Genomic DNA, 18,921 nt, shown 5'->3' on the forward strand with positions numbered 1-18,921 from the left:
CCGCTCACGGTCGCTCCGCTCCCTGGCGAACAGACCCCGCTCGCCAGTGACGAGCCCTGCGAGGAAACAGCGAGCTGACCAGCTGTGGTTCGCCTCGCTCCGCTCACGGTCGCTCCGCTCCCTGGCGAACAACCCGCTCGCCAGTGACGAGCCCTGCGAGGAACGTGAGGGAGCGAGGAACGAGCGACCGAGGCGACAGCAAGCCGATGGGGCCGACGACTGCCACTAGTCTGGGCCGGTGACTGCGACCCGGACTGCCGACGCTTCGGTGCAGCAGCGGATCGTGCGCACGTTGATCGCGGTTCAGGTCATCGGCGGGATCGGCAACGGAGCGGGCCTGTCGGTCGGAGCCCTGCTGGTCAAGGACGTCTCCGGGTCGTCGGGCTGGGCCGGAACAGCCGTGGTCATGCTCACCCTGGGCGCGGCGGCCTTCGCCGTGCCGTTGTCGTCGCTGGCAGCCCGGTCCGGTCGCCGCCCCGCACTCACCCTCGGGTGGGCCAGCGGAGCGGCCGGCGCCGCCCTGACCGTGGCCGGTGCGCAGACCCGCCTGCTTCCCCTCGTGCTGCTCGGCCTGTTCCTGTTCGGTGGCAGCACGGCCGCCAACCTGCAGTCGCGCTTCGCCGCCGTGGACCGTGCAGAACCCGGCCAGATCGGCCGCACGCTGTCGATCGTCGTGTGGTCGACGACCATCGGCGCAGTGGCCGGGCCGAACCTCACCGGCCCGGGCGCCTCGGTGGCGCGCACGCTCGGCCTGCCCGCCCTCGCCGGGCCGATGCTCTTCTCGTTCCTCGGGTTCGCCCTGGCAGCGCTGCTGACCTTCACCTTCCTGCGTCCCGATCCCCTCGCTCGCGCCGAGCGGGCCGCCGCCCCCGTGCGCCGCGGCCTGCGCGCCGCCGTGCCGTTCCTGCACGGGCGCACCCTGGTGGCGGTCGTGACGATCGCCGCCTCGCACGCCGTCATGGTGGCCGTCATGGCGCTGACCCCGGTGCACATGCAGGACCACGGCGCTGCACTGACGATCATCGGCCTGACGATCAGCCTGCACATCGCCGGCATGTTCGCGCTGTCGCCCGTGATGGGCTGGGCCAGCGATCGCTGGGGCCCGGAGCGGGTGATCCTGGCCGGTCAGGCGACCTTGCTGCTGGCCGTGGCCGTCGCGGGCACGTCGGGCGACTCCGAGCTGCGCATCACGGTCGGTCTCACCCTGCTGGGGCTGGGCTGGTCGGCCTCGGTCATTGCAGGAGCCGCCATGTTGTCGGCCTCGCTGGCCGTCGAGGACCGACTGGTGGTGCAGGGATTCTCCGACCTGAGCATGAACCTGGCCGGCGCCACCGGAGGCCTCATCGCCGGTGGGGTCGTGGCGCTGTTCGGCTTCGGCACCCTCAACGGCGCCGCCGCGCTGTTGACCGTGCCGGTCGTGCTCATGGTGCTCAGCGCCGGTCGCGACCGCGACGCAGCACCGCGTCGATCGCGTCTCGCGAACCGTCCCTGACGCCGTCGACGACTCCGTACCAGCGGTCGCCGAACCGGTCGGCCACCAGGTCGACCCGGTCGAGCACGACGTCCTCGAGGCGCTCCCACGTCTGGTCCGACACGAACAGCACCGTGACGGCGATGACCGCCAGCTGCGACCACGGGGCAGCGAACAGCACCCCGAACAGCACCGACACCACCACGGCGAGCGCGATGACGACTCCACGCGTGACCCTCGAGATGAGCAGCGGAGCGAAGAACAGCTGCACGAGCAGCACCGTGTACGTGATCACCGCCAGCACCACCTGGCTGGAGCTGAGCAGGTCCGACAGGCCCGGGAACGGCCGTGACTCCGGCAGCTGCATCGTGAAGTACAGCGCGGTGCCGTGCTGCCAGACGTCCTGCGAGACCTTGTCGAGCCCGGCGGCCGTGTAGGCCAGGACGGTCTGCGCGGCCAGTGCCACCAGGCCGAAGTTGTGCATGACGTTGGCCGCCCAGCCGGGCAGCACGTCCTCCTCGTACACGGCGCGCTCGGCGTCTCCGCGCAGCAGCCGGTCTCGCCGGCGGGCGTCGAGCGACCAGTGGTCGGCCGTCCGCATCAGCAGCAGCCACAACAGCGTCAGGCGCACGAGATTGTCGCCCTGGACACCCACGACGGGGTTCTGCGCCACGATCGCGATGAACCCGACGTAGGTGAGCACGTTGGCGGCCTTCGTGTGCCAACCGGCCACGAACGCAGCGGCCGCGAGCATGGTGAGGACGTAGATCACGACCAGCACGTCACCGCTGACGCCGCGCAGAAGAGCCAGCTCGGGAAAGCTGGTCACCGAGCGCGCGGGATCGGCCCAGATCGAGGCCTGCCCCACCCAGACGTCACGGGTGGTGAAGTTGGCGAGCAACAGCCCCAGCACGGACAGTCCGGTGCCGATGCGCACCGCTGCAGCGCTGCGTGCGGCATGTCGGTCGTCGACCATCCAGTGCTCGAATCGCTCGCGCAGCTCGGCGAGGCGGTCGACCACCAGCCACCAGGCGTCAACCACGGCGCTCACCTGCCAGGTAGTCGGCGAACGCCTGGCGCGCGGCCGGCTCGGCCCGGAACGCGGGACGCCAGCCGAACGCGAACCAGTCGAACGCGGTTCCCTGCACCGATGCATCGGCTCGCTGGTCGAAGTCAGGGACGACGCGCCGGCCCACGCGGTACTGCACCTGCAGCACCTCGACGTCGGTCAGCTCGGCGCCCAGCCACAGCGAGGCGTACTGGGCGGCCATGGTGTCCTGGACCTCCAGGTTGGCCACGGCACGACCCGACGAAGGATCGGCCGCGAGCAGCTCCTGCCGCAGCTGTCCGGGGGGAACGTCGGCATCGGAGTCGGCCACGATCTCTCGCTGCTGCACCGACAGGTCGAACCGGGTGAAGTTCAAGTTGGTGGCGATGCGACGCGCGATCTGTCGTGCGCGAGGGGGGTCGAGCTCCCCACGGATCGCCTCGGTCTCGCGCGCGGTGACGTCGAACCACGTGGTGGTCGTGGTCTCTCCCCCTTGCAGGGGACGCACACGGGCCCGCAGCTGCAGCGACTCGTCGACCCGGTTGGAACCCACGCCGACCGTCTCGTCGCCCTGCTGGAAGTAGGGGTCGACGTACGTGGAGAGCCGGGCGTTGCCGACGACGTCGCGCACCGGGCTCGACGGCGCCAGCCAGAGGGCCAGCAGCGACGAGTGGATGACGAGCAGGACGCCCGCGCCGAGCACGACCGACCGCTGCCACCGGCCGAGCTGGTCGGCGGTGGCAGCGGCGTCAGACATGTGCAACAGCGTACGGCGAGGGCCGACACCAGCTTCGGTGTCGGCCCTCGTCGTCAGCGTGTCGCTCAGATGAGCGGCGTCGGGCCGCCGGCGTTGAGCCTGCGACGCTCGTTCAGCAGCACTCCGAGGCCGAAGGCGAGCAACGCGATGCCCAGCAGGAAGAACGGCAGCAGGTTCTCTGCTCCGGCGTCCGGCAGGGTGGCCGCGGCGTCGGCGTCAGCAGCGCTGTCCGCGTCGGCGATGGCCACGGTGCTTCCGTCAGTGGTCGACGGGCCCGTCGGCGTGGACGTCGGCGTCGGCTGGGTGGCCGTCGGCGTGGTGGCCGTCGGCGTCGACGTCGCGCGCAGGGCGTTCGGGCCGCACTCGGTGCGGGCCAGATCGAGCGTGGCGGTCTGGCCGAGGATGTTCAGGCTCAGACCCGTGACCGCGATCTGTCCGGCACTGGCGACCTGCTTGTTGACCGTGCCGTCGAGGATCGGGGTGACGGCGTCGCCGATCGGATCGAGGAGCGCCGGGCCGATCTGGTCGAGGATGCCCTGGACCAGCTGGTCCTGGATGTCGCCGACCACGGTGCCCAACGTGCCGAGGGCCCCACCGAGGCTGGTGTTGAGCGAGGCCTCGATGCCATCGAGCAGGCCGTTGACCACGGCCTGCGTGGTCACGTTGCCGACCACAGGCGAGTTCGGCGCCGTGCCGATGCTCACCGGCACGATGATGTCGTTGTCGCCGGGGAGGTCGACAAGGATGTTGATGCCGGCGACGTTGGCCGTTCCGGTGGCGGTCGCGTCGGCGGTGCACTGGCTGGTGACCGCGCCGATGCTGACCGAGACCGGGATCGCCTGCTGGAGCGCGGCCGTGATGGGAGCGACAGCAGCGCTCTGGATGCCCGACAGCAGCGGCGTGAGGAGCGCCTCGAAGGTCGGCTGCAACAGCGGATCGAGCCCGTCGACGATGTCGTCGAGGATCGTGCCGGTCGAGATGTTCTGGACATCGGCCTGGACCGTCGACAGGTCGATGGTGGTCAGGGCCGGGATGTCGACGGACTCGACCGACGCCGCGGCCTGCGAGGTGCCCTGGTCGCCGGAAAGATCCGTGGACGCGGTCTGGTTGATGGTGCCCGTGCCCTGCGTGCTGAGGCCGGTGCCGCAGTTGCCCGTGCCCGCCGCGGGAGCCCCGGTGCCGGTGGACACGGCGCTGCACTCGTCGGAGTCGACGATGCTCGTCAGGCCGGTGGCGGTCACGGCACTGGCATTGCTCTGCGCGACGATCGGCTCGGCGCCGTTCGCGGAGAAGGCCACGCCGGTGGTGATCAGCAGGGTCGTCAGACCGGCTGCGATGGAGTTTCTGGCAAGTTTGTTCATGTGTGTAGTGGCCCCTAGGCGACGTGACAATGATGTGCTGGCGGTGAGAACACCTGAGAACGGACGTGACAGTTCTCAGGCTCCCCAAACGGTAACGGCACAAAGTCCCAAAAGTCACACCGCCGCACCAATTGTTTTTCAGCAAATGTAGTTGCAACTTCAGTGAAAAATGCCGTCCGCGCACCTGCACCACGGGACTCTCACACCTCAGGGACCTCTGGCGCCACTTCGCGCCCCACGCGCCACAGACGCCACGCGCGCCAGACCCGCTCTCCACGACGCGTCGCTCACCAGGATCATGTCGACGGCGATCATCGACAAGGAGAAGTACAAGATGCCCATCAGCAGCCCGATGCCCACGTGCATGCCGGTGATCACGACCAGTGCGACGAACCTGCTGGGGCGGTACAGCAGCAGCACCGGGAAGAACAGCTGGGCGATCAGCGCCGTGTACGAACCGATCAGGACGAACGGACCCCAGGTGATGATCGGGCCGAGCAGGTCGCCCCACGGCGAGTACGCGTCGGTCTGCAACGGGTAGTAGACCGCCGTGCCGTCCTTCCACAAGGGGCCCTGCAGCTTCCAGAACGCCGAGCCCACGTAGACCATGACGACCTGGTGGATGATCAGGATCAGCGCGAGGTTGTGCGCGGCCGTGGACAGCCACAGCGGCACCCACCGGCGCCGGTCGCCGGACCTCGATGCCCGCCGCGCGTCCACCGACCAGATCCGGCCCGAGTCGGTGAAGCACAGGTACAGCAGGACCATGCGCAGCACGGCGTCGCCGCCCGAGCCCACCCACGGGTTGGTGACGTACAGCGACATCCACAGCAGCAACGTCACGACAGCACTGCCGCGGGTGAACAAGCCGATCATCAGCACGAACCCGGCCACGATGGTGGCCAGGTAGGCCACGTCGAACGCCCGCCCGGACAGGTGGTCGAACAGCCCGAAGATCTCCGGCCAGCTCTTGGCGTCGCGCACCGGCGAGGTCCACCCGGTCCCGGCGCCCCACGTGTACTGGCGATCGGGCCAGTTGACGACCAGCTGGCTCCACACGACGAACCCGAGGATCATCCGTGCGACCGCTGTCCCGTACAGCGAGTGCTTCTCGCCCGTGAGCCACCGATCGGCGAGCTGCAGGAACCTCATCGATGCCTCGCGTCGAAGTCGGCGATCGCTCCGAGCTCGGACCGCGAGCCCTGCACGGGCGGGCGCCACCCCGACAGCCGTTCGGTCGCGTTGGGTCGCGCGTCGGCGCCCTGCGATCGCTGGTCGAACGGCGTGACGTCGTGCAGACCCACCCCGTAGCGCACCGCGACCAGATCGAGGTCAGGATGCCGCGCACGCAGCACGTCGGTGCCGAGCCGCACGGTGGCTCGCTCGTACCGCAGGAACGACGCCAGTCGCGGCTCGGCCACACCGGCCGTCACCAGCTGACTCTCGAGGTCGGCCCAGCCCAGCGGCCCGTCGTCGCGCGTGGAGTCGATGATCGAGCGCTGGTCCTCGTTCATCGGCCGGTAGACGGCGCTGAGCGACTCGATCAGCTTGTTGGTGATGTACCCACCTCGTCCGCCGACGACGCGGTGATGGACCAGGTCCAGCTCCACCGCGGTCCAGTCCACCCACGCGGTCTGCTGCACGTCGCCGGCTTCGTCGCGGTACGAGGCCTGGAAGCGCACGGTGCGGTCCTGCGCCACCGGGTTCGGGGCGAACAACCGCCAGTTCTGGGTGAAGTACGGACGCAGGTAGTCCGTGCTCGGCGCCGCGGAATTCGAGACCGCGTTGGGCGGGATCGCCGCCAACGTCACCGCGAAAAGCTGCAGACCGACGATTCCCGCCAGGAAGACCAGGAACGCCGCTCGCCACGGGTTGAGGGAGGCAGGTGATGCATCGGATGCGGACGGATCGGAGTCATCCACGATCGCGTCAGGCATGTGTGGAGCATAGGAGACTCCGCGGAGGATGTGAGTCGTAGTCGGCGCAAGGAATGACGTGATCCACCTAGGCTGTGAGCCGTGAGCGATGACATCGAGGACCTGGACGACGACTTCGACCCGTGGACGGCTGAGGGCGCGGTCCGTCTGACGGATTCTGCGAAAACGGTTCAGGACGCAATCGCGATCCACGCGGCAGCCATCGTCGCGGCCGACGGGGACATCCAGAAGGTGTTCCAAGCAAGCGAGGCGCTCCTGCCAGCGCTGGTCGCCTACGCCGACGCGCAGTTCGAATTCACTGGCAACAGCTATCCCTTCGGAGCGCTCGAACAGTTCGACGACGACGGGGCCGACGACGACGAGGCCGAAGAGTGGCCCACGACCGGCATTTCTGTCGTTCAGAGACACGACTACGAGGTCACCCACACTGAGGCAGTCCTCACCGCTGGACGAGCCGCCTATCTGCGCGTTTGGCCTGACGACAGCGAGGCCGACGCCGCTGAAGATGTGACCGACCTCGGTCGAGCCCTCTACCAGATCGCCCACGCCGACGGTTGGGACAGCCTGAGAGAAGTCCACGGTCTCGACCCAGTCGCCGGCATTGTTGAAGTCATTCAGCAGGACGACCTTCTCGGGCCTGAGCCAGATGACTGGGCAGACGAGCTAGTCGACGAGGACGCTGGCGTGCTGTACTCGCAGGTCGATGTCTTTCGCGTTGCGCCACGACCCTCAGCTGAGGCTCCGTCAGCCGCCCCGCACCGTCACGAGAAAAGCAGAAGGCCCCGCATGAGATGCGGGGCCTTCACCTACGGGTGGAGCATAGGAGATTCGAACTCCTGACCTCTTCCATGCCATGGAAGCGCGCTACCAACTGCGCCAATGCCCCGGGGACCGCACCATGTTAGCGGAGCCCTCGGCCGTCTCCCAAACCGGCCCCGACCGCTCTCACTCGTCGTCGGACTGGATCGGGCGGGGCAGGCTGTCGGCGTTCCACTCGGTGATCCGCCACCTCGACCATTCGCGGTGGCGCCGCTGCTCCAGCACCGACCACGAGCAGTTGCTCAGACCGCCGAACAGGTCCCACTGCTCCAGGGGAAAGCCGAGAAAGGCGCACGCGCCGGACCGCAGCACTCCCCCGTGCGCCACCACCACGACCACCTCGTCCTCGCGCTCGTCGAGCCGTTCCTGCAGCGCCTGGGCGAAGCGGTCACCGGCCTGACGATGGGTCTCGCTGCCCGGGATCTGCGTCTCGTCGCCGCCCACCCACGCACGCATGCCGTCGGGGAACTTCTCCCACGCCTCGGCCCAGGTCAGTCCCTCGCGGGCGCCGAAGTGCATCTCGCGGAACCGCACGTCGGTCTCCACCTCGACACCGACCACCGCGGCCAGCGTCTGCGCCGTCTCAAGGGCCCGCGACAGGTCGGACGAGATGATGCGCGTGGGCCGCAGCGCCGCGAGCTTCTCCGGCGGCCGCCTCGGCCTGCTGGCGTCCGATGGCGTCGAGCGGGATGTCGCTGGTGCCCTGCACCCGGCCGGCGACGTTCCATGCCGTGCGACCGTGCCGCAGCAGCACCACCTGACGGGTGCTCACCTCGCCGCCCCCGTCACAGCGCGACGACCGGGCAGTCGCTCCAGAGCCGCTCGAGCGCGTAGTACGTCCGCATCTCGGCGTGCTGCACGTGCACCACGATGTCGGCGAAGTCCAGCAGCACCCACTGCGCCTCGCGCTGACCCTCGCGGCGCACCGGCTTGGCACCGAGCTCGAGCAGGGCCTCCTCGATGGCGTCCTGCACCGCGCTGACCTGGCGGGCGCTGGAGGCCGAGCAGAGCAGGAAGACGTCGGTGATGGCCAGCTGCTCGCTGACGTCGAAGGCGACGATGTCGGTGGCCTGCTTGTCGTCGGCGGCTGCGGCAGCTGCGCGGGTGAGCTCGACGGCGCGCTCCGTGGCGGTCATGACGCTCCTTCTCCTGCGCCCGGCTCGTCGCGGTACAGGTGGTGCTTGCCGATGTACTGGACGACACCGTCGGGGACCAGGTACCAGACCGGATCACCATGTCCCACGCGTGCACGGCAGTCGGTCGAGGAGATGGCCAGGGCGGGGATCTCCAGGATCGTGATGCGCTCGGTGGGCAGACCGTCCAGCGACTCCTCGTTCAGCTCGTGGCCGGGACGGGTGCACCCCACGAAGTGCGCCAGTGAGAACAGCTCGTCGTGGTCGCGCCAGGTGAGCAGGGCAGCCATCGCGTCGGCTCCGGTGATGAAGTACAGGTCCGCGTCGGGCCGCTGCGCGGCGATGTCTCGCAGCGTGTCGATCGTGTAGGTGGGACCGTCGCGGTCGATGTCGACCCGGCTCACCTCGAAGCGCGGGTTGGCGGCCGTGGCGATGACGGTCATCAGGTAGCGGTCCTCGGCCTCGGAGACCTCGCGGTCGGCCTTCTGCCACGGTCGGCCGGTCGGGACGAACACCACCTCGTCGAGGTCGAAGAACGACTGCACCTCGCTGGCCGCCACCAGGTGGCCGTGGTGGATCGGGTCGAAGGTGCCGCCCATGACGCCGATGCGGCGTCGCGCGCCGTCACCAGGGCCCGAGGACGACGCGCTCAGGAGTGCTCGCGTCCCTTGCCGAACTGCAGCAGTGCCAGCAGCAGGACGATCAGCACAGCGAGCGCGATGACGCCGACGGCCCAGGGCTCGATGCCGATGTCACGCAGCTGCTCCTCGGAGGCGACGAGCGAGACCAGGTTCGATTGCATGGCAGCAATCTATCCCACCGCCCGACCGACAGGCGGTGTGGCCGTCAGCGGGTGTGACCCTCGCCGGTGACGACGTAGGTGGTCGTGGTCATCTCGGTCAGGCCCATGGGGCCGCGGGCGTGCAGCTTCTGCGTCGAGATGCCGATCTCGGCACCGAACCCGAGCTCGGCACCGTCGGTGAAGCGCGTGGACGCGTTGACCATCACGGCAGCCGAGTCGACGCCGAGGGTGAACTGCCGAGCGGTGCCGATCGAGCGGGTCACGATCGCCTCCGTGTGCCCGGACGAGAAACGGCGGATGTGGGCGATGGCGGCAGGGAGGGTGTCGACGACGGCCGCCGAGATGTCGAGGTCGAGGTACTCGGTGGCGTGGTCCTCGTCGGTCACCGCGACGACCTGGGGTGAAGCGGCCTGGAAGTCGGCGTCGCCGTGGATGGTGACACCGGCGGCCTGCAGCGCCTCGACGACCCGGGGCACGAAGACGTCGGCGACGTCGCGGTGCACCAGCAACGACTCGGCGGCGTTGCAGACGCTCGTGCGATGGGTCTTGGCGTTCAGCACGATGTCGAGGGCCATGTCGAGATCGGCGTCAGCGTCCACGTACACGTGGCAGTTGCCGGTCCCGGTCTCGATCACGGGCACGGTCGACTCCTCGACCACCGCACGGATCAACCCCGCTCCCCCGCGGGGGATCACCAGGTCGACCAGGCCGCGGGCACGCATCAGGTCGGTGGCCGTGGACCGGTCGTCGGCCGGGACGCCCGTGATCACGTCCTCGGGCAGACCCGAGCGCACGAGCGCGGCACGCATGACGTCCACGATGGCGCGGTTGGACTCCGCCGCGGACGACGATCCGCGCAGCAGCACCGCACTGCCGGCCTTCAGACAGATGGCGGCGGCGTCGGCCGTGACGTTGGGCCGACCCTCGTAGATCATGCCGATCACGCCCATCGGCACCCGCACCTGCTCCATGCGCAACCCGTTGGCCAGGGTCGAGCCGCGCACCACCTCGCCGATCGGGTCGGGCAGGCCGGCGATGTCGCGCACGCCCTCGGCGAACGCGGCGACACGATCGGCATCGAGCATCAGCCGGTCGATCACGTGCTCAGCGGTGCCCGAGGCGCGGGCCGCCTCCACGTCGGTGCCGTTCGCTGCCACGATGCGAGCCGTGGCGGCCACGAGGTCGTCGGCGATCGCGTGCAGGGCGGCGTTCTTGTCGGTGGTGGACGTGGCCGCCAGCACCAGCGCCGCTTCGCGCGCTCGGAGGGCGAGGTCGTGCACGATCGTCATGGCGTCATCCTAGGAGCGTGAGGGCGTCGCGATGGACGACCTCCCGCTCGTACTCGGCCCCCAGCTCGGCGGCGAGATCGCGCGTCTGACGGCCCAGCAGCCGTGGCAGCTCGGCGCTGTCGAACCCGACGAGCCCGCGGGCCACCACCGTGCCGTCGGGTGCCACCAGATCGACCGGGTCACCGGCCGCGAACTCGCCGTCGACGGCGGTGATGCCGGCCGGCAGCAGGGAGGCCTGGCGGTGGGCCACGGCCTGCACGGCTCCGGCGTCCAGGTGCAGCGTGCCCTTGGTCTCGCTGAGGTGCTCCAGCCACAGCAGGCGGGTGGGCCGACGACGCCCGGTGGCCGCGAACTCGGTGCCGACGCGCTCACCGCGCAGGGCGGCGCCCACGAGCGCGGCCGACGTCAGGGTGACCGGGATGCCCGCCGTGGTGGCGATGCGAGCGGCCTCGACCTTCGTGATCATGCCGCCGGTGCCGACCTTGGAGTCACTCACGGTCGAGATGTCGACACCACCGAGATCGGAGGCATCGGCCACCTCGGCGATGAGCCGCGAACCCGGACGGTCCGGAGGGCCGTCGTACAGTCCGTCGACGTCGGACAGCAGCACCAGTCGGTCGGCGTGCACGAGGTGGGCCACCAGGGCGGCCAGGCGGTCGTTGTCGCCGAAGCGGATCTCGCTGGTGGCCACCGTGTCGTTCTCGTTGACGATCGGCACGACGCCGAGCTCGTGGAGACGGGTGAACGTCGCGAACGCGTTGCGGTAGTGGCTGCGACGGGTGACGTCGTCGACCGTCAGCAGCACCTGGCCGACGACCAGCCCGCGGGCCGCGAAGCGCTCGGCATACCGAGCCACCAGTGCGCCCTGCCCGACGCTGGCCGCGGCCTGCTGGGTGGGCAGGTCGCGCGGACGGCGGGCCAGTCCCAGCGGCCCTAAACCGGCAGCGATGGCACCGGAGCTGACCAGGACGATCTCGTCACCGCGGTCGCGTGCATCGGCCAGGGCGCCGACGACGACCTCGACGCTGTCGGGATCAAGGTGTCCGGCACGCGTGGTCAAGGACGAGGAGCCGACCTTGACGACGATCCGACTCATGAGTCGTCGTCGTCGTCGAAGCTTCCAGTCGGGCTCGTCGACGCGGTTGGGCTCTCCGGACTCGCGCGCGCTGCGCGCCTCGGCCTCGAAGGCCCGCTTGGCGGCCAGCTCCTCGCGACGCTGCACGTTGGTGCGCCGATCCGACTGGTCGATCCGCAGGTCCTCGCCGCGACGGCCCAGCACCTCGGCGCCGGCGACGATGTCGGGGGCGAAGTCGAACACGACCGCGTCGTCGTCGTCACCGATCAGCACGTCGTCGCCGGCCTCGGCACCCAGCTTGAGCAGCTGGTCCTCGACGCCGAGCCGGTTGAGCCGGTCGGCCAGGAAGCCGATGGCCTCGTCGTTGGTGAAGTCGGTCTGGTGCACCCAGCGGCGCGGCTTGTCGCCGCGGACGACCCACTTGCCGTTCTCCTGGGTGATGGTGAACTCCTCGCCCACCCCCGCCTCTGCCGGCGGGCGCAGCACGATGCGGGTGGCCTCGGCCTTCGGGGCCGCCGCGCGACGCGACGCCACGACCTCGGCCATCGCGAACGACAGCTCGCGCAGGCCGGCATGGCTCGCCGCCGACACCTCGAAGACGTCGAGACCGCGCGCCTCGAGGTCGGCTCGAACGAATCCGGCGATCTCCTGGGCGTCCGGCACGTCGGTCTTGTTCAGGGCCACCATGCGGGGTCGGTCGTCGAGGTCGGAGCCGGTGGCCTCGGCGTAGGCGCGCAGCTCGGCCTCGATGACGTCGAGATCGGTGAGCGGATCGCGGCCCGGGTCGGCCGTGGCGCAGTCGATGACGTGCACCAGCGCGGCACAGCGCTCGACGTGGCGCAGGAAGTCGTGGCCGAGGCCACGGCCCTCGCTCGCCCCCTCGATCAGACCGGGGACGTCGGCGACGGTGAAGGTGGTCGAGCCGGCCGACACCACGCCCAGGTTCGGGACCAGCGTGGTGAACGGGTAGTCGGCGATCTTGGGCCTCGCACGTGACAGCGCGGCGATCAGGCTCGACTTGCCGGCGCTGGGGAAGCCGATCAGGCCGATGTCGGCGACGACCTTGAGCTCGAGCGTGATGGTGATGGCCTCGCCCGGCTCGCCCTTGAGCGCGAAACCGGGCGCCTTGCGCTTGGACGAGGCCAGCGCTGCGTTGCCGAGGCCGCCGCGCCCACCGGCCGCGATGACGATCTCGGTGCCGGGGCCGACCATGTCGGCCAGCACCTCGCCGGACGTGGACTTCACCACGGTGCCGTCGGGAACGCGCAGCAGCAGGTCGTCGCCGTGCGATCCGCTGCGGTTGTTGCCCGCACCGGGCATGCCGTTGCCACCCTTGCGGTGCGGCTCGTGGTGGTAGTCGATCAACGTGGTGACGTCGGGGTCGACGCGCAGGATGACGTCGCCGCCGTGGCCGCCGTTGCCACCGTCCGGACCGCCGAGCGGCTTGAACTTCTCACGGTGCACCGAGGACACGCCGTGGCCGCCGTTGCCCGCCGCCACGTGCAACGTCACGGTGTCGACGAAGGTGGGGACTGCCATGACGCTCCTTCCGGACCTGCTGAGAGACGAAGAAGGGGCAGCCCGCACTGCGGACGGCCCCTTCGACGAAGAGTGTTCGCTCGACTACTCCGGCGCGCCGGAGGTGACGGGCGCGGGAACGATGTTGATGACCTTGCGGCCACGGCGCACGCCGAACTCGACAGCACCGGCCGACAGCGCGAAGAGCGTGTCGTCGCCGCCACGGCCGACGTTGGTGCCGGGGTGGAAGTGCGTGCCGCGCTGGCGGATAATGATCTCGCCGGCGTTGACCTGCTGTCCGCCGAAGCGCTTGACGCCGAGGCGTTGGGCGTTGGAGTCGCGGCCGTTCTTGGTGGAAGCGGCGCCCTTCTTGTGTGCCATGTCGGTACCCCTACTTCTCGATGCCGGTGATCTTGACCTGGGTGTACTTCTGACGGTGCCCCTGGCGCTTCTTGTAGCCGGTCTTGTTCTTGTACTTCTGGATGACGATCTTGGGGCCCTTGGTGCCGCCCAGGACCTCGGCGGTCACGTTGACCTTGGCCAGCGAGTCGGCGTCGGCCGTGACGGTGTCACCGTCGACGTGCAGCACCGCGGGGAGCGACACGGACGAACCGACCTCGGCCGCCTGGTCGATCTCGATGACGTCACCGACGGCAACCTTCTGCTGGCCACCACCACTGCGCACGACTGCGTACACCACGAGAAATCCTCTACTGATCACAAACGGATGGGAGCGCGTCTGAGCGCGCGGGTCGGCGCGCTCTGCGCACCGACGCTCCAGTCTACGGAGCCTGACCCTCGTCGGTCAAAACGGGGGGTGGCGGACCGGCCGGCTTGGAGGCCGCACGACGCCGGCCCGAGGCCTTCTTCGGCTTCTCCTCGGGCTCCGGATCGCCGGACGAGATCACCTTCGGGGACTCGGCCTTCGGCTGCTCGCCCTCGTGGGGGTCCTGGTGCGTGGCGTCGGCCTTCGGCGCCTCGGGCTTGGGCGGCTCGGGGCGAGGCTGGGGCGCCGGGGAGCTCGAACGGCCCCCGCCCCCTCCGTTGCCGTTGTCCCCGCTGTGGTTGCTGCCGCCACGGCCACCACGGCCGCCACGGCCGCCGCGTCGCGGGCCGTCGTCCTTCTTGGGCTCGACCGGGGCGTCCTCGATGACGACGCCGCGGCCCTTGCAGTGATCGCAGTCGGAGCTGAACGACTCGAGCAGGCCCGTGCCGATGCGCTTGCGGGTCATCTGCACCAGGCCGAGCGAGGTGACCTCGGCCACCTGGTGACGGGTGCGGTCGCGACCCAGGCACTCCACGAGTCGGCGCAGCACCAGGTCGCGGTTGCTCTCCAGGACCATGTCGATGAAGTCGACGACGATGATGCCGCCGATGTCGCGCAGGCGCAGCTGTCGCACGACCTCCTCGGCCGCCTCCAGGTTGTTGCGGGTGACGGTCTGCTCGAGGTTGCCGCCCGAACCGGTGTACTTGCCGGTGTTGACGTCGACGACCGTCATCGCCTCGGTGCGGTCGATGACCAGCGAGCCACCCGACGGCAGGAAGACCTTGCGGTCCAACGCCTTGTGGATCTGCTCGTCGACGCGGTAGCTGGTGAACGCGTCGGTGGACTCGTCCTCCCAGCGCGAGACACGGTCGGTCAGGTCCGGCGCCACGTGGTCGACGTAACCCTTGATCATGTCCCAGGCGTCGGCCCCCTCGACGACCAGACCTGCGAAGTCCTCGTTGAACAGGTCACGGACGACCTTGATCATCAGGTCGGGCTCGGAGTACAGCAGCTGGGGCGCCTTGCCCGCGGCCACCTTGGACTCGATGTCCTGCCAGCGGGCGGTGAGCCCGGTGACGTCACGGGTCAGCTGTTCCTCGGTGGCACCCTCCGCTGCGGTGCGCACGATGACACCGGTGTTCTCGGGCAGCACCTCCTTGAGCAGCGCCTTGAGGCGGGTGCGCTCGTTCTCGGGCAGCTTGCGCGAGATGCCGTTGGTCTGACCGCCGGGCACCAGCACCAGGAAGCGCCCCGGGAGGCTGACCTGGCTGGTGAGGCGTGCACCCTTCTGGCCGATCGGGTCCTTGGAGACCTGCACCAAGATGACCTGACCCGGCGTGAGGGCGTCCTCGATCTTGCGGGCCTTGCCGTTGCCGAGGGTGCTCCAGTCGACCTCTCCGGCGTACAGCACCGCATTGCGACCGGCGCCGATGTCGACGAACGCGGCCTCCATGCTGGGCAGGACGTTCTGCACCTTGCCCAGGTACACGTTGCCGATCAGCGAGGTCTGCGACTCACGGGCGACGTAGTGCTCCACGAGCACCTTGTCCTCGAGCACCGCGATCTGGGTGTAGTCGTCGCGCTGACGCACGACCATCTCGCGCGTGACGGCCTCGCGGCGGGCCAGGAACTCGGCCTCGGACACGATCGGGGCGCGCCGGCGACCAGCCTCGCGACCCTCACGACGACGCTGCTTCTTGGCCTCCAACCGGGTGGAGCCGGCCACGCCGGTGATCTCGTCCTCGGCGCTGCGGCCCTGGCGGACCCGCACGACGGTGTTGTCCGGGTCGTCGGCCGACGCGTTGGCGCCCTCGCCGGCGCGGGCGCGGCGACGACGACGGCGCGTGCCGTTGCCCCCACCGTCGGAGTCGTCGTCGGACGCAGCGTTGTCGTCGCGCTGGTCCGATCCCTGGGAATCGTCGCCCTGCTCGCCGTCGCCCTTGCGCCGACGTCGTCCGCCGCGGCTGCGCCGGCGTCGCTTGGGCGCGCCGTCGTCGTCGGTGTCGTCGTCCTCGTCGTCATCGTCGTCGCGCTGCTGGGGACGAGCCGGAGCGAGGTCGGCCGGTGGAGCCTGGAACATCGCGGCAGCCGACGGGGCCGGCTTCGCGGGCGCGGCAGCCTGGTCGGTCGAGTCGTCTGCGGTGTCGTCGCCCTCGACGGCCTTGGGTGCGGCGGTCTTCTTGGCTGACGCCTTCTTGGCCGGCGCCTTCTTCGCTGCAGCCTTCTTGGCCGGCGCCTTCTCGGCCGGCTCGGCGGGGGCCGAGAAGCTCACGGCGGCCGGTGGACCGGCGGGTCGCCCGGCGGCGCGGCGGCGGCCGGGGCTCTTGGCAGCCTCGTCGCCCTGGGCGGATGCGGTGGTGTCGTCGTCGAGCATGTGCTCTCCTTCACCGGAAGCTTCGCCACGAGAGCGGCTCCGGCACGTATGCGACCCGCGCGGCGGGTCAAAGCTTGGTCAGGATGACGACGTATCGGTCTGTCACTGCGGTGTCACTCGGCTCCTGCCGCGGTCAGCATCACGAGGATGCGTCGCGGTCGGGGGCCGAAGCTCCACCCACCTGCCGAACGGGTTCGGCACTACGTCATCGGGTCGATCAGCGCCTGTGTGACACACACGACCTGTGGTCATTGTCGCACAGGAAGCCAGTCCCGACCGTCCCGACGCGGGTTCTTCGTGCGCGCCGATAGGCTCGCGGACGTGAGGAAGAGGTCGCGGCCGCAGGCGCCGCTGTCGTTCGAGTATCTGGCCAAGCCCACCGACGGCACGCCCGACCAGACGTTGCGGATGACCAACAACACCGAGACCGCGGTGCGGCCCACCCTGGCGTTCGCGCCCTACAACATGTACGGCCAGCACCTTCCCGACGTCGAGGTCCGCACCGTGCTGGGCACCCACCTCGGCGCCGCGCTGCTGCCCGGGCACGCCACCGTCGAGGACATCTTGCGCTTCGACGGTCCGGGTGCCCGGGACGTCCGCGCCGTCCAGATCGCGGTGACGGACGTCGAGGAGACCGAGCACCCTCCGCTCGACGCGGGCCTGCGGGCCGTCATGGTCGACCTCGACCAGAAGGCCACGGCGATCCCCGAGGACTTCTGGGGCGTGGGCGTGGCCAACGGCAATCCGTTCGGCGTGCAGCTGCGAGTCGCGCTGGTGGCCTTCGAGGAGCGGGTGGGCGACCACCCCCAGCAGGTCGAGGACGTCGTGACCCTGGAGGGCGACGTCGACCTCGCATCGGAGTCGCACGAGGTCATCTGGTTGCCGGACCAGGTCCGCGGCCTGTTCCACCACGTCGCGTGGTGCCTCGTGCCCCAGAACCTCACGTGAGCATCCCGCTCGAGAGCACGCACACGCAGGACCCGCTCCGCGGTCGACTGCTCGTCGGCGTGTCGATCGTCCTGCTGGCGCTGAACCTGCGGGCGCTGGTCGCGAGCCTGGGCGTCGTCCTGGCCACCGCGCGCACCGACCTCGGCATGTCGACGACCGTCGCGGGACTCGTCACCACGCTGCCCGTGGTGTGCTTCGGGCTCGCCGGCATGGCGGCCAGCGGGCCGGTGCGCCGGCTCGGACTGCACCGATCGGTCGTCGTGCTGCTGGGACTGATCGTCCTCGGCCTGGTCGTGCGATCGACCACCTCCAGCACGGCGGTGTTCCTCGTGGCCACCACCACCGCCCTGATCGGCGCAGCCGTGGGCAACGTGGTGCTGCCGCCGCTGGCGAAGCGCCACTTCCCCGACCGGCTGCCTCTGATCAGCTCGTTGTACGGAGCAGCGCTGATGGGCGGTGCGGCGGCGGCATCGTTCACCACCGTCCCGATCTCGGACGCGCTCGGCGGCTGGCGTGGCGGGCTGGCCGTGTGGGCCGTGCTCGCCGCCGCGACGCTCGTGCCGTGGCTGGTGCTGGCGCGCGAGCGTGTCACCGCCCCGGTCGGACCGGCGGTGGCGTACTCGTCGCTGCTGCGGTCCCGCACGGCCTGGGCCCTCGCGGCGGTGTTCGGCCTGCAGTCGGCACAGGCCTACGCGCAGTTCGGCTGGTTCCCGGCGATCCTGACCGATGCCGGCCTCGACGACGCGCACGCCGGAGCCATGATGGGCCTGCTGACGCTCATCGGCCTGCCGCTGACGCTGATGCTCCCCTGGTTGATCGCCCTCGCCGGCGATCGACCGGCTCTGCCGTGGGCCTTCGCCGCCTTCACGATGGCCGGCTGGACCGGCGTGCTGCTCGCCCCGGCGACCCTCACCTGGGCCTGGGCGGTCCTGCTCGGCCTGGGCGGTGGCGCCTTCACGTGGACCCTGACCATGATCGGCCAGCGGGCGAGAACTCCCGAGGGCACGGCCACCCTCTCCGGGTTCACCCAGGGCATCGGTTACCTGATCGCGAGCGCCGGACCGTTCGGCACCGGGGCGCTGCACGACCTCACCGGCGGGTGGACCGTCCCGGTGAGCGTCCTGCTGGTCGCCGGCCTGGGCATCGGCGTCGCGGGTGCCGTGGTGGTGCGATCCGACCCCGTGGACTGACCGTCAGCTGACAGCTGAGGGAACCACAGGGCCATCTCGCGCGCGGCCGACTCCTCGGAGTCCGACGCGTGCACGAGGTTCTCGCGGTTCGACAAAGAGAGGTCACCGCGGATCGTGCCGGGTGCGGCCGCGCGGCCGTCGGTCGCACCGTTGAGGGCGCGGACCACCGCGATGGCCTCGTCGCCCTCGAGCACCAGCGCCACGAGCGGGCCGGAGACCGCGAACTCGCGCAACGGCGGGTACCACGGCTGCTCGACGTGCTCGGCGTAGTGCGCGTCGGCCATCTCGGCGTCGATCGAGCGGTGCTCCATCGCCACGATGCTGAGGCCCTTGGCCTCGAAGCGGCCGAGGACGGCACCCACGAGGCCCCGGCGGACGGCGTCGGGCTTGATCAGGACGAGGGTGCGCTGTGACATGCCGCCGACCCTATCGA

19 protein-coding genes, 1 tRNA gene and 1 pseudogene are annotated in these 18,921 nt (G+C 70.1%); 4 read left to right on the top strand and 17 right to left on the bottom strand.

Going from position 1 to position 18,921, the window contains the following annotated elements:
• Nucleotides 1-238 precede the first annotated feature (238 nt).
• Nucleotides 239-1,492: an MFS transporter gene (locus AC0L5F_RS04780; RefSeq protein WP_473315493.1), complete on the top strand. Its 1,254-nt coding sequence runs from the start codon at nucleotides 239-241 to the stop codon at nucleotides 1,490-1,492.
• Here AC0L5F_RS04780 and AC0L5F_RS04785 read toward each other — a convergent pair.
• The 5 genes from AC0L5F_RS04785 to AC0L5F_RS04805 all read right to left on the bottom strand — a co-directional run bounded on the left by AC0L5F_RS04785 (nucleotide 1,431) and on the right by AC0L5F_RS04805 (nucleotide 6,574).
• Nucleotides 1,431-2,513 (bottom strand): HTTM domain-containing protein, encoded by a 1,083-nt coding sequence (locus AC0L5F_RS04785; protein WP_473315494.1) that lies wholly within the window; start codon nucleotides 2,511-2,513, stop codon nucleotides 1,431-1,433. The two genes, AC0L5F_RS04780 and AC0L5F_RS04785, sit on opposite strands and share 62 nt — an antisense overlap.
• Nucleotides 2,506-3,276, bottom strand: a complete 771-nt coding sequence (locus AC0L5F_RS04790; protein ID WP_473315495.1) for a DUF5819 family protein — start codon at nucleotides 3,274-3,276, stop codon at nucleotides 2,506-2,508. The genes AC0L5F_RS04785 and AC0L5F_RS04790 overlap by 8 nt, the downstream gene beginning before the upstream one ends.
• A 65-nt stretch (nucleotides 3,277-3,341) precedes the next feature.
• The gene (locus AC0L5F_RS04795) at nucleotides 3,342-4,637 is read right to left on the bottom strand and encodes a hypothetical protein (RefSeq protein ID WP_473315496.1); all 1,296 of its coding nucleotides are present in this window, start codon (nucleotides 4,635-4,637) and stop codon (nucleotides 3,342-3,344) included.
• A 207-nt stretch (nucleotides 4,638-4,844) separates the two neighbouring features.
• Entirely contained in the window at nucleotides 4,845-5,789 is a 945-nt protein-coding gene (locus AC0L5F_RS04800; protein ID WP_473315497.1) for an HTTM domain-containing protein, read from the bottom strand.
• On the bottom strand, nucleotides 5,786-6,574 hold the full coding sequence (locus tag AC0L5F_RS04805) for a DUF5819 family protein (RefSeq protein ID WP_473315498.1): 789 nt from the start codon (nucleotides 6,572-6,574) through the stop codon (nucleotides 5,786-5,788). The genes AC0L5F_RS04800 and AC0L5F_RS04805 overlap by 4 nt, the downstream gene beginning before the upstream one ends.
• An 81-nt stretch (nucleotides 6,575-6,655) precedes the next feature.
• On the opposite strand from AC0L5F_RS04805, the gene AC0L5F_RS04810 reads away from it, so the two are divergent.
• Complete coding sequence (locus AC0L5F_RS04810) at nucleotides 6,656-7,414, top strand: hypothetical protein (RefSeq protein ID WP_473315499.1); 759 nt, start codon at nucleotides 6,656-6,658, stop codon at nucleotides 7,412-7,414.
• Here the strand turns inward: AC0L5F_RS04810 and AC0L5F_RS04815 are convergent.
• The 11 genes from AC0L5F_RS04815 to AC0L5F_RS04865 form a co-directional block, all read right to left on the bottom strand.
• Nucleotides 7,388-7,460, bottom strand: a tRNA-Ala gene (locus AC0L5F_RS04815). The genes AC0L5F_RS04810 and AC0L5F_RS04815 overlap by 27 nt on opposite strands.
• A gap of 59 nt (nucleotides 7,461-7,519) precedes the next feature.
• Nucleotides 7,520-8,023 carry a histidine phosphatase family protein gene (locus tag AC0L5F_RS04820; protein ID WP_473316146.1) on the bottom strand — a complete coding sequence of 168 codons (504 nt, stop codon included), beginning with the start codon at nucleotides 8,021-8,023 and terminating at the stop codon, nucleotides 7,520-7,522.
• Nucleotides 7,977-8,165 (bottom strand): histidine phosphatase family protein, encoded by a 189-nt coding sequence (locus AC0L5F_RS04825; protein ID WP_473315500.1) that lies wholly within the window; start codon nucleotides 8,163-8,165, stop codon nucleotides 7,977-7,979. The genes AC0L5F_RS04820 and AC0L5F_RS04825 overlap by 47 nt, the downstream gene beginning before the upstream one ends.
• A gap of 13 nt (nucleotides 8,166-8,178) precedes the next feature.
• A complete protein-coding gene (rsfS, locus tag AC0L5F_RS04830) occupies nucleotides 8,179-8,529 on the bottom strand; it encodes a ribosome silencing factor (RefSeq protein WP_473315501.1) in 351 nt (116 codons plus the stop codon).
• Complete coding sequence (nadD, locus tag AC0L5F_RS04835; RefSeq protein WP_473315502.1) at nucleotides 8,526-9,125, bottom strand: nicotinate-nucleotide adenylyltransferase; 600 nt, start codon at nucleotides 9,123-9,125, stop codon at nucleotides 8,526-8,528. Before nadD ends, rsfS begins: the two co-directional genes overlap by 4 nt.
• A gap of 50 nt (nucleotides 9,126-9,175) precedes the next feature.
• Complete coding sequence (locus AC0L5F_RS04840) at nucleotides 9,176-9,328, bottom strand: hypothetical protein (RefSeq protein ID WP_473315503.1); 153 nt, start codon at nucleotides 9,326-9,328, stop codon at nucleotides 9,176-9,178.
• A gap of 44 nt (nucleotides 9,329-9,372) precedes the next feature.
• Nucleotides 9,373-10,617: a glutamate-5-semialdehyde dehydrogenase gene (locus tag AC0L5F_RS04845; protein WP_473315504.1), complete on the bottom strand. Its 1,245-nt coding sequence runs from the start codon at nucleotides 10,615-10,617 to the stop codon at nucleotides 9,373-9,375.
• Between the two features lie 4 nt (nucleotides 10,618-10,621).
• Complete coding sequence (gene obgE / locus AC0L5F_RS04850) at nucleotides 10,622-13,231, bottom strand: GTPase ObgE (protein WP_473315505.1); 2,610 nt, start codon at nucleotides 13,229-13,231, stop codon at nucleotides 10,622-10,624.
• Nucleotides 13,232-13,315: 84 nt separating this feature from the next.
• A complete protein-coding gene (rpmA, locus tag AC0L5F_RS04855) occupies nucleotides 13,316-13,591 on the bottom strand; it encodes a 50S ribosomal protein L27 (RefSeq protein ID WP_473315506.1) in 276 nt (91 codons plus the stop codon).
• Between the two features lie 10 nt (nucleotides 13,592-13,601).
• Nucleotides 13,602-13,907, bottom strand: a complete 306-nt coding sequence (gene rplU / locus AC0L5F_RS04860; RefSeq protein ID WP_473316147.1) for a 50S ribosomal protein L21 — start codon at nucleotides 13,905-13,907, stop codon at nucleotides 13,602-13,604.
• 85 nt (nucleotides 13,908-13,992) lie between these two features.
• Nucleotides 13,993-16,350: an Rne/Rng family ribonuclease gene (locus tag AC0L5F_RS04865; protein ID WP_473315507.1), complete on the bottom strand. Its 2,358-nt coding sequence runs from the start codon at nucleotides 16,348-16,350 to the stop codon at nucleotides 13,993-13,995.
• 321 nt (nucleotides 16,351-16,671) lie between these two features.
• Between AC0L5F_RS04865 and AC0L5F_RS04870 the strand changes: the two genes are divergently transcribed.
• Together AC0L5F_RS04870 and AC0L5F_RS04875 are read left to right on the top strand one after the other, a co-directional pair.
• Nucleotides 16,672-17,298: a hypothetical protein gene (locus tag AC0L5F_RS04870; protein ID WP_473315508.1), complete on the top strand. Its 627-nt coding sequence runs from the start codon at nucleotides 16,672-16,674 to the stop codon at nucleotides 17,296-17,298.
• Entirely contained in the window at nucleotides 17,295-18,488 is a 1,194-nt protein-coding gene (locus tag AC0L5F_RS04875; protein WP_473315509.1) for an MFS transporter, read from the top strand. The genes AC0L5F_RS04870 and AC0L5F_RS04875 overlap by 4 nt, the downstream gene beginning before the upstream one ends.
• 11 nt (nucleotides 18,489-18,499) lie before the next feature.
• Here AC0L5F_RS04875 and ndk read toward each other — a convergent pair.
• Nucleotides 18,500-18,904 (bottom strand): annotated as a pseudogene (gene ndk, locus AC0L5F_RS04880) (nucleoside-diphosphate kinase); the annotation flags it as partial.
• Between the last annotated feature and the right edge of the window lie 17 nt (nucleotides 18,905-18,921).

Source organism: Aeromicrobium sp. 10G20-16 (assembly GCF_055809665.1).

What these genes read in the sequence shown, in the direction of transcription:
- AC0L5F_RS04845 (WP_473315504.1), bottom strand. Translation starts at nt 10,617, where the DNA reads ATGACGATCGTGCACGACCTCGCCCTCCGAGCGCGCGAAGCGGCGCTG.
- rsfS (WP_473315501.1), bottom strand. Translation starts at nt 8,529, where the DNA reads ATGACCGCCACGGAGCGCGCCGTCGAGCTCACCCGCGCAGCTGCCGCA.
- AC0L5F_RS04795 (WP_473315496.1), bottom strand. Translation starts at nt 4,637, where the DNA reads ATGAACAAACTTGCCAGAAACTCCATCGCAGCCGGTCTGACGACCCTG.
- rpmA (WP_473315506.1), bottom strand. Translation starts at nt 13,591, where the DNA reads ATGGCACACAAGAAGGGCGCCGCTTCCACCAAGAACGGCCGCGACTCC.
- AC0L5F_RS04800 (WP_473315497.1), bottom strand. Translation starts at nt 5,789, where the DNA reads ATGAGGTTCCTGCAGCTCGCCGATCGGTGGCTCACGGGCGAGAAGCAC.
- AC0L5F_RS04840 (WP_473315503.1), bottom strand. Translation starts at nt 9,328, where the DNA reads ATGCAATCGAACCTGGTCTCGCTCGTCGCCTCCGAGGAGCAGCTGCGT.
- AC0L5F_RS04865 (WP_473315507.1), bottom strand. Translation starts at nt 16,350, where the DNA reads ATGCTCGACGACGACACCACCGCATCCGCCCAGGGCGACGAGGCTGCC.
- AC0L5F_RS04790 (WP_473315495.1), bottom strand. Translation starts at nt 3,276, where the DNA reads ATGTCTGACGCCGCTGCCACCGCCGACCAGCTCGGCCGGTGGCAGCGG.
- obgE (WP_473315505.1), bottom strand. Translation starts at nt 13,231, where the DNA reads ATGGCAGTCCCCACCTTCGTCGACACCGTGACGTTGCACGTGGCGGCG.
- AC0L5F_RS04805 (WP_473315498.1), bottom strand. Translation starts at nt 6,574, where the DNA reads ATGCCTGACGCGATCGTGGATGACTCCGATCCGTCCGCATCCGATGCA.
- nadD (WP_473315502.1), bottom strand. Translation starts at nt 9,125, where the DNA reads ATGGGCGGCACCTTCGACCCGATCCACCACGGCCACCTGGTGGCGGCC.